This is a genomic window from Candidatus Contendobacter odensis Run_B_J11, from assembly GCF_000531125.1.
Lineage (GTDB): Bacteria > Pseudomonadota > Gammaproteobacteria > Competibacterales > Competibacteraceae > Contendibacter > Contendibacter odensensis.
On sequence record NZ_CBTK010000255.1, the window covers coordinates 49,426 to 61,072 of the forward strand.

At 58.3% G+C, this 11,647-nt stretch carries 10 protein-coding genes; 5 read left to right on the forward strand and 5 right to left on the reverse strand.

The window, feature by feature from the left end; genetic code table 11:
- Positions 1-6: 6 nt before the first annotated feature.
- Genes BN874_RS25170 through BN874_RS14770 form a run of 4 tightly spaced genes read right to left on the reverse strand, consistent with a single transcriptional unit; the run spans position 7 to position 4,947 of the window.
- Complete coding sequence (locus tag BN874_RS25170) at positions 7-162, reverse strand: hypothetical protein (protein ID WP_195912202.1); 156 nt, start codon at positions 160-162, stop codon at positions 7-9.
- A gap of 15 nt (positions 163-177) precedes the next feature.
- A complete protein-coding gene (locus tag BN874_RS14760; RefSeq protein WP_034434843.1) occupies positions 178-1,401 on the reverse strand; it encodes an aspartate aminotransferase family protein in 1,224 nt (407 codons plus the stop codon).
- Positions 1,402-1,458: 57 nt separating this feature from the next.
- Entirely contained in the window at positions 1,459-3,342 is a 1,884-nt protein-coding gene (locus BN874_RS14765; protein ID WP_034434845.1) for an SWIM zinc finger family protein, read from the reverse strand.
- 15 nt (positions 3,343-3,357) lie between these two features.
- Complete coding sequence (locus BN874_RS14770; protein WP_034434848.1) at positions 3,358-4,947, reverse strand: aldehyde dehydrogenase family protein; 1,590 nt, start codon at positions 4,945-4,947, stop codon at positions 3,358-3,360.
- Positions 4,948-5,133: 186 nt separating this feature from the next.
- On the opposite strand from BN874_RS14770, the gene BN874_RS14775 reads away from it, so the two are divergent.
- Both BN874_RS14775 and BN874_RS14780 read left to right on the forward strand, forming a co-directional pair.
- The gene (locus BN874_RS14775; RefSeq protein ID WP_034434850.1) at positions 5,134-5,481 is read left to right on the forward strand and encodes a DUF1820 family protein; all 348 of its coding nucleotides are present in this window, start codon (positions 5,134-5,136) and stop codon (positions 5,479-5,481) included.
- Between the two features lie 39 nt (positions 5,482-5,520).
- Positions 5,521-5,715, forward strand: a complete 195-nt coding sequence (locus tag BN874_RS14780; RefSeq protein ID WP_034434853.1) for a hypothetical protein — start codon at positions 5,521-5,523, stop codon at positions 5,713-5,715.
- A 3-nt stretch (positions 5,716-5,718) separates the two neighbouring features.
- On the opposite strand, the gene BN874_RS14785 is transcribed toward BN874_RS14780, so the two are convergent.
- Positions 5,719-7,023 carry an aq_1923 C-terminal domain gene (locus BN874_RS14785; protein ID WP_034434855.1) on the reverse strand — a complete coding sequence of 435 codons (1,305 nt, stop codon included), beginning with the start codon at positions 7,021-7,023 and terminating at the stop codon, positions 5,719-5,721.
- A 241-nt stretch (positions 7,024-7,264) separates the two neighbouring features.
- Between BN874_RS14785 and BN874_RS22760 the strand changes: the two genes are divergently transcribed.
- From BN874_RS22760 to BN874_RS23790, 3 genes are all read left to right on the forward strand, one after another.
- The gene (locus BN874_RS22760) at positions 7,265-7,957 is read left to right on the forward strand and encodes an OmpA family protein (protein WP_051497889.1); all 693 of its coding nucleotides are present in this window, start codon (positions 7,265-7,267) and stop codon (positions 7,955-7,957) included.
- A gap of 95 nt (positions 7,958-8,052) precedes the next feature.
- Positions 8,053-11,055, forward strand: a complete 3,003-nt coding sequence (locus BN874_RS14795; protein WP_034434857.1) for a CHAT domain-containing protein — start codon at positions 8,053-8,055, stop codon at positions 11,053-11,055.
- 40 nt (positions 11,056-11,095) lie between these two features.
- Positions 11,096-11,647 (forward strand): choice-of-anchor D domain-containing protein (locus tag BN874_RS23790; RefSeq protein ID WP_195912203.1); only part of this gene is annotated, 552 nt, incomplete at its 3' end.

The following is an 11,647-nucleotide window of genomic DNA, read 5'->3' on the forward strand; positions in this document are numbered from 1 at the left end:
GGGCGTTCAGGTGGATTTACCCTCGTCGAGCAGTTCCTTAATGAACATTTCAGTTCCACATTCCGGGCAGCGCGGCATTGTCTCAATCGGAATATAGATGATCTCGGTATGGCGGCAGCGTGGGCATTCCACCTGCACCGGTTCGGTTTTATCGCGTTGCATGAGCCAGCTCCTTGCCTACTGGGTGGTTTGGGAGACTAAATGGGCAATCGCCTGCTCGAAGCGCTGCAAGCCGTCCTCAATCACATCATCGGGAATAATCAGTGACGGGGCGAGTCGGATCACGTCCGGCCCGGCCACCAGCACCAATAACCTCTGATCCAGAGCGGCCTTGATAAAATCGCGGCTGCGACCGTGCCAGGCCTCGGTCAACTCGCAGCCGAGCAATAAACCCTTGCCGCGCAATTCCCGGAACACGCCGAAGCGCTGATTGATCCGGTGCAATCCCGCCATGAAGACCGCATGTTTATGGCGCACTCCGGCTAACAGTTCAGGGTCGCTGATGATATCCAGCACCGCGCCAGCCACCGCGCAGCCCAATGGATTGCCGCCATAGGTGGTGCCGTGGCTACCGACGCTGAGACTTCGGGCGATTGCGGCGGTAGTGAGCATGGCGCTGATCGGAAAACCGCCGCCCAGTCCTTTGGCGGTGGTCAGGATATCCGGGGTGACGCCGTAAGCCATGTAGGCGTAGAGATGACCGCTGCGCCCGTTGCCGCATTGCACCTCGTCAAAAATCAGCAGTGCCCGATGTTGGTCGCAGAGTTCGCGTACCCCTTGCAGAAATTCAGGCGTAGCGCTGATCACGCCACTCTCACCTAGCACCGGCTCCAGAATCACCGCACATGTCCGTTCGGAGATCGCGGCGGCGAAGGCGGCCAGATCGTTAAACGGGACATGGGTGATACCTTGCGGCAATGGTTCGAAGCCCTCGGTGTACTTGGGTTGACCGCCGACGGTGACAGTGAACAGGGTGCGGCCATGGAATGATGGAGTGAAGGCGATGATTTCGCGCTTATCGGAGCCGAAATAATCGGCGGAATACTTGCGCGCCAGCTTGAGCGCCGCTTCATTGGCCTCGGCTCCGGAATTGGCGAAAAACACCCGTTCGGCGAAGGTGAGTTCGCACAGCCGACGAGCCAGGTTGAGCGCGGGTTCATTGGTCAACACATTGCTGACATGCCAGAGTTTTTTCGCCTGTTCATTCAGCGCTGCGACCAGGCGCGGATGGGCATGACCCAGTCCAGTGACGGCGATGCCGCCCGCAAAGTCAATGTAGTCTCGTCCGTCCTGATCCCACAGCCGCGAACCTTCGCCGCGCACCGGAATGATCGCCGCCGGGGCGTAATTGGGCACCATAACATCGTCGAACAACTGGCGGGTGACAGAGAGTTGGTTCATTGGGGCGATTCTGAAAAGTGGATCAAAAGAAGTGGGACAGATCGAAAAGGACTCGAATCATAACATTCTCAGTAACGGCATCAGCTTGTATTTACGCTGGTGTTTTTCACACAACGCGCCGAGGTAGGTTCGCCACTCCGTTTTTTGGCCGAGCGCTTCATACGCCTGTTTGGCTTTACGTAGCCATTTGGCTGCGTCTTCGTAGTGAGCGGATTGACCGCCGTCCATAATCGGTTCTGCTTGCTGGCGCGCTTGGGCGATCACCCATTCGGGCCGCTGCTTGATGGCGGCATCCATCACCCGTGCCAGCGTTTCGGACGCGGTGTAATGGCTCTCAACCGCCTGGATGGCATCGTCAAGCAGGGTTTCGCGTAGAAAAATTTCAACCTTGGTTTCGGTGCTGGCACAAGTGGCGGTGCGCAGAAATTCCAGCAGCTTCAGCTGGAGATCCGGCCAGCCCGCTCCGGCCAAAGTTTCCAATTGTCGATAAGCGGTGGATCGGGGGATTTCACGGAAGGCGATGATTCCGGCAGCCAGCGCTCGCTCGGTCTGCCCTTGTTCGATAGCCCGGTCGCGCACCCAGGCGGACAGTGCGCCTTGAGGGTACGAATCGCATAAATCAAAGTCGTCCATTTGCTCCGCAACCCTCGAAAACAGCGGATCTTTCATCGCCACCGCATCGCTTTGTTGCAAGCCCTGCTCGGCGACCTGGAACGCCGCCTCAATCTCGCCGCGTTGATACAGGGCTTGGGCGAGTTCCAACCGTTCACCCTGGTCGAGCGGTTGCTCCAGCCCGACCGCTATCGCTTCCTGAACCCGATCCAGTTTCAGCAGGTGTAGAGCGTAGAGATCGTGATGCTTCTCGGCTCTGGACAGATTCAGATACGCCTCATCCTGACCGGTTCGCGCCAGAATCCGCAGCCGGGCTTGGGTGATGTTATCAGCATACTGCGGCTGCTCGTCGCCCCACAGACCACCGGGAACGGTTTCTCCCTGAAGAATGCGGTTCAGGGCTGGATCATCCCAACCTTGTTGAGCGGCTGCTTGCGCCGCTGCGATAAAGTAGGAACCCTCGCTGTTAAAGCTTTCTTCCCAAGCGGCCAGCGTTTGTATCCAGCGCTGGCGTTCCTCGGCGCTCAAAGCGGGATCAAGCAGTGCTTCAACCCAGAACGAGGTAATTTCATTAACAAAATCGTAGGGTTGCAGCCCAACTTCTTCAAGGACGTCCCAGCGCTTGCGAACTTCGTCGGTCACGGCTTCCAGAATATCCAGAGCGGCGCGGCCATCACCGGCATCCAGAAAGGGCCGGGACTGTTCCACCAGTTCCATCAGATCGGGGCTGACGACATCTTCTTCATTGTCGTAGCCGTTATCCCAGTGGCCGCTCTGCGAACGCAGCAGGTTATGCGTCTGTTGGCGAAGCGCCCGGATATTGACCGGGACAGGTGGACGTGGCGTTGTGCCGGTGGTGGCGTGATTGACCGACCTGGAATTGGATGCCAGGGTGTCTGGCGCCCGTTCCAATAATGTCAGTGCGGTTTCGACCAAATCCACCAAACGCGGCACTCTTTCGACCAGTTCCAGCACCAAGCTTTGCAGTTGCGCGCGCTCCAAGGCGGCGAGCCGTTGGATCAGCGGCGAACGGACTTCCACCTGATCCGGCTGTTCCGCATAGGTCAACAGAACGGCGATGATGTGCTTGCACCAGCCGCCGTAATTATAGGGACAGGAGCAACAGGCTTCAGCAACATCCTCGGCATTGAATTCAATCTCCACCCGATAGGGCCGGGGTTGACTGCCCGCGACATCCGCCTGCAACTGATGACCGCGCAACACCAACGCACCGACCGCGCCCTCCTGAAAATACTCCCGGCCCCGCTGGATCGACTGATTGGAGGCGTATTCATGTAACAGAGTGGTATCAAAGGTGGGTGAAGACATGACAACCTCAGTAGATTAGCTCTTGAACATTCTCGGAATCAGCGCCGCAAAATCCAGCAGACCGCGCCAGCGCTCGCCCAGAGTGCGCCCGTGCAACAGATGCAGCGCGCCTTTCAAACCTGCATACAGTTTAGCGTCGTAGGGATGCCAGAACAGGTTGCGTTTAGCGAAGGGCAACAGTTCGGTGGTGACCACCTGCGGCTGGGTCATCTCATCGAAGCCGAGTTCGCCATGGCTGCGGCCAATGCCGGATTGCTTGAAACCGCCCCACGGGGTTTCAGCCATGCCGTGGGTCAGCAGATGATCGTTAATCGTGATCACCCCGGCATGAATCCGCCGCCCTAATTCCACCGCCGTGCGAGTGTTGCCCGACCACACCGATCCGGTCAGGCCAAGACTGGAATCGTTGGCCAGTTGAATCGCCTGTTCCATATCGGTCACCTGCATGACCCCCAACACTGGCCCGAAGGTCTCTTCGCGCATCAATTCCATGGTGTGATCCACGTTGATCAAAATAGTGACCGGATAGAAGTTGGCTTGGGCATGGGTGGGATCAATCGGGACTTGAGCCAGAACGGTTGCGCCCCTGGCTAACGCATTGTCTACCTGGCGCTGAATGGTTTTAATCTGGCGCTCGGTACACATCGCGCCAATATCCACATTGTGCTGGGTATCCGGCCCCTGCCGCAGAGTTTCGACCCGTTGCTTGAGCCGTTGCATAAACGGCTGGTAAATCTCCCGGTGAACGTAGATGCGCTCGACTCCGCCGCAGGATTGGCCGCTGTTCTGCAAGCCGGCCCACATCGCACCATTGACCGCCCGTTCCAGATTCGCGTCCGGGCACACCAGCATCGCGTCATTGCCGCCCAGTTCCAGCGATACCGGAACCAGGCTTTCCGCAGCCTGGGCCATCAGGATTTTGCCGACCGGCACCGAACCGGTGAAAAACAGCTTATCCACATGATGTTCGGGTTCCAGCAAAATCTGACCAATGAGCGCGCCGGGCAGATTGAGATGGGTGAACACATCGTCCGGCAATCCGGCAGCCTGGATCATCGCCTCAATCGTGCGCCCGACCATTTGGGTTTCCGGGGCAGTCTTGAAGATCACCGTGTTACCCGCCAACAACGCCGGGATGATCTCGTGCATCGGAATACCGAGCGGATAGTTCCACGGCGCAATGATGCCGATTACGCCAAAAGGCTTGCGGTAAATCCGGCTGCGCTTGTTCAGGAACAGCAGTGAGCCGTTGCGCAGTTTGCGCGGTTTGAGAAAGCGCTTGGCATTTTTGCAGTAGTAATCCGTCGCCAGCGCACTGGTGAGTACTTCAGTCGCCAGCGCCTCAACCCGGGTCTTGCCCACATCCTTGGAGATGGTGTCGCTGACCGCGTCGGCGTGATCGACCAGATAGTCGCGGATGCGGGCAATGTAGCGTTGCCGCTCGGTCAATGGGAGCGCTGACCAGGCCGGTTGCGCGGCGCGGGCGCGGCGGAGGGCATCACGAGCTTCTTCGGGGGTATTTATCTGCGAATAGCCAATAATCGCGCCGGTGGCGGGATTGGTGCAGACGGTCTGGCGCAGATCAACGGTTAGGGGCGTACTCATAAGAGGATCCTTGTCAACTTGTTAAAATGAGTACCGATATAGCCGGACCTTGGCGGTGCTGGCTTGTAAGAGCTGGCTTTATGGAAGTGAATACTGGGTTTCCAGCCGGTTTTTCGGTTGATGGAATTTGCCCGTTGCGTCGATCACGGTTAGATTGCCTTATCTTCGACCGTGGTCTGACCATCAATGTCCAAAATCACCAAAAGCATTTACCGGGTCCTGTTCGTCAATCAGGGCAAGCTCTACGAACTTTATGCCCGTGAAATTTATCAGGGCGAACTGTACGGATTCATCGAAGTCGAGGAATTGATCTTCGGTGAGCGTTCCAGCGTCCTGATCAACCCAGCCGAAGAGAAATTGCAAAACGAATTCGCCGGGGTGAAACGGACCTTTGTTCCCTTGCACTCTATCGTGCGGATTGACGAAGTGGAGCGCGAAGGGGTCAGTAAGGTGCGTCCGGTGGAAGGCGGTGACAACGTGACACCGTTTCCGCAGTCGGCGTTTCAGCCCAGCGGCGGGCGTAGCAAGGATTGATTGGTCAAACCGACAACAACTCAATCAGCGGAGGCAGCGATGGAAACAGCGGCATGGTGGGAAATCCTGCTGGGCGGATTGGCGGCACTGCTGGTCATCCTGTGGTTCCGGCCCGGCATCAAAGCGGCGATTGAGCGCAGCCGCACTGCCAAAAAAGACTGGCCGGCAGCCTTGATCCCGCTGGGTCTAGTGGTGCTGTTCGTGCTACTGCTGATTCAACTGGTGCGCAGTTGAAGTTCAGTACAGCACCTCCGCTGCGGTGATTTCGCTGGCGCGCAGCGAGAGTGTCACGCTGCCGCCGGATTTACGCAGGGTGATCCTGATGATGCCTTCGACAATAGCGTCCACTTGCCCCCGATAATTCACGCCGGTGTTGGTTTTCAGCTTGGCAATCTTGCCGATGTGCTGACCAAGGTCGCCGACCGGTATCGGGTGAAAGGATTTTTGGATGATGACCGGTTTCTCGAGAACCACCGGTGAGGGAGTGTCCTCCGCCACCGGTTCGGGTTCGACGCCCAATGCCCTGGCGACTTTGGTGGCGTCCCAATCCACAGTGAGATCCGTGATCGCGGTGTTATTCACCTTCAGCGTGAGTCCCAGCAATTTGATGACATCAGCGGGTTTGTAGTCCGGCAATTCAGCGGGATTGATAGCGGCGGCGGGGGTAGCCGCGAGGGTGAGTTCACCGCCTTCACGCAGATAAAGCTGGTAGGCCGCGATGATCCCCGGTCCGGGATTGATGCCGTTGGCACGCAGGCGTTCGATCACTAACCGCACATGATCGGCGAGGTAATCATTGATTGGCTTACCCGCTTTGGCGGCGCAGTAGCTGTTTCTACGCGAGTTGAAGCCGTCGTCGCGGATCACGAGGGTGAACTTGGCCAGTTTGGGCGTCGCTAACGCCGTTAGATCCATCAAGGTTGTGGGCGGCGCGGGCATGGCAAAGCCGATATCCAGATTCAGGGTCATCCAGTCGCGGGTGTTGCTGTCGATCCGCCATTCCAGCAGGTTATGGACCGTGTCGAGCCGATAACCGACCTCTGCGTTGCCGACAAAGTGGTTATAGCCCATTTCCTGCAACTCAGCACCACCAAAGGCGGTGACCGGCCCGCAGCCCAGCGCGTTTAGATGGTCCAGCGGTGAGGGTTTAGTAGCCGAAGCCGGCGCATCGCCGAGAATGCCGCCGTGCAGCGGCAGTTCAACATCCTGAAACGAGATCGAGAGCGCCCTGGGCAACTGGCCCTGGCTTAACTGCCAGCGGATTTTGAGCAGAGCCAGCAGGTTCGGAGCATTGAGTTTGATGGCACCAATCGAGACAGCGTCGTTGACGAAGTTGGGCATAATCCGTAGTTGGTTAACCCCGACCGATCCCGCCGGTGAGACGGCAATACCGCCATAGCTGATTTCGGCGAAGGGCTTAGCCGTCGCCACGATCTGGTCAACCTGTTGTTTGGTGCTATACCACAGATAGCCCATGGCACCGCCGCCCATCAGGGCCGCGACGACGAGAAAGGCAATGACGATATTCTTCAGCTTGCGCATGGATAATTACCTTGCAAGGTGGCGGAATGGCAGTGAAGCCGTGCGTTCCCGGTCGCTTTGGTGAGTTCATAATAATACGCCTTGGCCGGTTGTGTTGCTGATGAACGTATTCCCGTTGGTTTTGTTAACCAACGGGTTCTGACCGTTTCGGTTTCTCAAGCGCTCAGGTGGAACCCCTATAAGTTCACGAAGCCGTTTGAAAAACCAAAGCATCGAGAGATGAGTGAGGAGGTGCAGTCCAGTGAAAATTTTGCAGTGCAGTCAACAGGCTTCTTATGGCTGGATCGCAGGTTTGGTGATGGGGCTGGCGTGGAGTACCGCCGGGTTAGCGGCACCGCCGGGTCCCGAAACTGCTGCGGAGATCGAGCGTGCCTTGAGTGCTCCAGGCAATGGGCAACCGGGCTTGCGGCTGCGGGGATCGCCCAGTCCCGGCAGCCCGGACGTGGGAAAATTGCGGGGTCCGGCCGGCATCGTCAGCGACCCTACCCCCTCCCCCATCGCCAGTGACCCTACCCCCTCTCCGACGGCGGATACCTTGGAAAGGCTGGATTACTCCACGCTGATTCGGGATCGGCCCAAGGTCGCGGCCTTGATCCATTTTGATCCGAACTCGGCACGCATCCGCAGTGACGCCTATAAGCTTCTGAACGAATACTTGAGCGCTTTGAAAAGCACGGCGCTTGCCGATGCGGTGCTGATAATCGCTGGTCATACCGATACCGTCGGCTCTGACGAACATAATCTATTATTATCCCAGCAGCGGGCTCAGGCGGTGCGAGATTATCTGGTAGAACACGGGATTGCCCCGAATCGGTTAAGCGCCAGAGGTTATGGGGAGGATTATCCCGTAGCCTCCAATACCACCGAAGCAGGTCGCGAGTTAAATCGCCGGAGCGAGTTTATCCGCGTGGATACGCCAACTACCAAGCCATAAGCGGCGGTAACGTCCGTATCCAGTGATAGCGACTCCGAGCGATAACCGCTTCAGCGAACCGAATAAAAGAACCTGTCGATGAGGAGGGGGATTTTATGACTCAGGATGGATGTCGACGCAGCGTTGTGGTGCTGCTGATCAGCGTATGGGTGCTGTGGGGATGCGCCACTGGAGGAAATTCAACGGTAGCGCCCGAAAGGTTGCCCGTAGGAACCCGGATTGCCTTACCTGAAGATGCCAAGGCGTTGGGCGATGTCGCCTGTGAGTTTTACAAAGCTGGGGGCAGCCGAGGTCTGGAACAGTTCGAAATCCGCTGTCCGGGCTGGGAGCGCGCCGCCGGCCTGGTCTGGCGCGGCGATCTCCCGCGTCCTGCGTCAGGCTGGGAACAGACCTTCTTCAACCAGGGTGATTTAGCCAAAACGGTGCAAGCGGAGGCAAATTGCAGCGATCAGGAACTCACTCGCATTCTGAAAGATCAACCGGCGTATTCGCGCCGTTGCACCAGTTATAACGGTGGTTTTCCCTACCTGCTGATTGCAGCCGGCGTCAACAATCGCGCCTTCGTACTCTGGGGACCGGCTCATCTGGCGCCCTTGTTCGAGAGCTTTGTCCAAACCTCCCTGCGGGGTACAGCGCAGGAAATAGTCCCCGGCAGTCGGTCGCAATTAATTGCGCTGGCTGAACAGTCGGTAGCGCCAGAAGGTCGGTTCATCGGTCTGGAGGACATGGGGCAGTTCACCGCGTTGGACGAGCTGAGCACCCTGTATAACTCGGCGAAGAACCACCAGCGCGCATTGGAGCTGGCGCAACGGGCGCTGGAGATTCACGAGCGCATTAAGGGAGCCAATAATCCTGGCGGTGGTTATCTGGTGGCACGGATGGCCCGCGAACTCAGCCGGTTGCAACCCGGCGCGGCGGACGCCATGTTTCAGCGCGCCGAACCGCTGGTGAAAGCGTCGCCGGATGTCTCCGATTGGCCGGAATTTCTGGTCTATCGAGCCTGGTATGAATTGGATCGGGGGGATCGGGCGCGGGCTGAACAGGACGCGCAACAGTCCTGGGAATTAAGCCAAGCGGCGGCGGCGAGTTCCCGGCAGGGAGAAACAAATCCCCGGATCGCCCATTCGCTGGTTGGCGTCGGGGATGTCTATGTCGAGCTGGACAAGCTGACGGAAGCGGAAGCGGCTTACCTGCAAGCGCTCAGGATTTTCGATACCGTGCGGGGCGGTGATTATCACTGGGTGGGTGAAAGCCAGCAGCGCTTGGCGGAGGTCTACCGCCGCCAGCAGTCATTTGAGAAAGCCCGTGCCCAGGCCCAGGCGGCGGTCGAACTGAAGCGCGCCCTGTTCGGCGAGGGCCGGGCGCTGGCCGAAGCGCTGATGACTCAAGCCAAGATCGAACGTGCAGCCGGTCAGCCCGAGCGCGCCCTGAATCTTTGGCGCGAGACGCGAAGAATCCTGTTGAACGATCAGGCGGCGCTGGCGGCTCTGAAGACGGAAGATATTGAGGATTACCTTGAATTGCTGTTCCAACTCGCCGATAGCACTGCCGGCAGCGCCAAAACAGCCCTGCTCGATGAAGCGTTCGCGGTTTCGCAATTAGGCCAGACCCCAGCGGCGGGGCGGGCCGTCACTCAAGTAGCCGCCCGCCTCGCTGAAACCGACCCCGCCGTGCGGGAAACCGCACGGGCGCTGCAAGACGCCTTGAAAGCCAGACAGGATGCTCAATATGAATTGGGTCTGGAACAAAGCAAGCCCTTCCTGGCGCGGGATGCGAGTCGGGAGGAAGCGCTAAAAGCAAAACTGCGCACGGCGGCGGTGGAATATCAGCGGCAGGAGCAACAGTTGCAAGCGCGATTTCCACGCTATGGCCGCCTGATCACGCCAACGCCTCTAAGCGTTGCTGAGGTCGCGAAGTTGTTGCGGCCGAGCGAGGCGCTGTTGCGGGTGCTGCCCGGTGAAAAAGAGACTTGGGTATTTCTGATCAAGGCGGACGGCACCGTGCGCGGCGCTGCAGTGCAACTGCCGGCCCGGCAATTGACCGCCGAGGTTGGACGGCTGCGGGCGGGGGTGGACGCCAGTTCCGGTAAACTGCCCGATTTTGATCTGGCCCTCGCTCACCAACTGTACCAGCAACTGCTGGGGTCTTTGGAACCGGCGCTGGTCGGGGTCGACCATCTGATCGTAGTGCCCGCCGGGGCATTGCTCAGTCTGCCGCCCGCGCTGCTGGTGCGGCAGGCCCCGGCGGAACCCGGTAATAATCGGCAGGCCGCCTGGCTGGTGCGCGACATGGCGCTCAGTTTATTGCCTTCGGTGGTTGCCCTGGAGCAGTTCCGCCAAGTGGCCGGATCTTCGCAGGCTCGGCTACCCTTTATTGGCTTTGGCGATCCGGAGTTTTCGGATCAATCTGGCGTATTGCGCGGTAATGGCACTGTCGCCGGGGTTGATCAGCTCGTCCAGGATTGTCAGCTCAATGCCAAAGCCCTCGGACAATTGCCACGACTCCCGGAAACCGCGACCGAACTGCGCACGCTGGCTCGTACTCTGGGTGCCAATCCGGGGCAAGCCGTCGTACTGGGTCGTCAAGCTACGGTTGCTACCGTGGAGGCCAGCAAGCTACAGAATTACCGCATCATCGCCTTTGCCACCCACGCCCTGTTGCCGGGGGAACTGGACTGCCTGACGGAACCAGCGTTGGCGCTGACTCCGGGAACGGGAGCCAATGGCGCCGATTATGGGTTGCTCGGCGCCAGCGCTATTGCCCGCTTGAAACTGGATGCCGAATGGGTGCTGCTGTCGGCCTGCAACACAGCGGGAGCGGGAGGCGGTCGCCTGCGCGGTGAGGGATTGTCCGGGTTGGCCACGGCGTTTTTTTACGCGGGCACCCGCGCACTGCTGGCTTCACACTGGTATGTGGTTTCGGAGCCTACCGTCTTTCTGACCACCCATACCTTTGATGCGTACCAGAAATCACCCAGTATGGGGCGGGCGGAAGCGTTACGGCGAGCGCAACTGGCGCTGCTGGAGCAGCCGAACATGGCGCATCCGGTGTTTTGGGCGGCGTTTACCTTGATCGGGGAAAGTAGCCCCTTACGGTAGCACTTTGATGAACGGGAGCGGTTGCGGTTAGATGCGACCGATGGGCAAAACCCGCGATAAAGGCAGTATCACCATGAAAATTTGGCAATTAGATCAGCTTTGGGCGAAAGCAGCAACACTGGCGTTAATTAGTCTTTGGTTAATGCTTTTACCGGATTGGGGAATTGAGTTGAGGGCGCAGACTCTCCCAACATCACCTACGCTATCGCCTACTCAGCTTAACTTTGGATCCGTTCCTGTCGGCACCACCAGTCCGCCACAAACAGTGACTTTAACCAATCCTGATCCCCAATTCCCAATTGCAGTCAACAGCATTACTGCGACAAGCAGTTTTTCCTCGACCAGTTGCCCTCAATTTCTGCTTCCATTGTCATCTTGTACTATCAGTTTGACATTTTCTCCAGGAACGCTTGGAACACAAACAGGGACTCTCAGCGCTGTGGTTGATACATGCCTGTCTGCTCCTTGTATCCAGACTCTAACTGCAGCTTTAACGGGTGTAGGCATTTCATCAATAAACGCAGTGAACGACACCGCCAGCACCGCAGCGGGAACGCCGGTTTCCATCAATGTACTGGCCAACGACACTGGC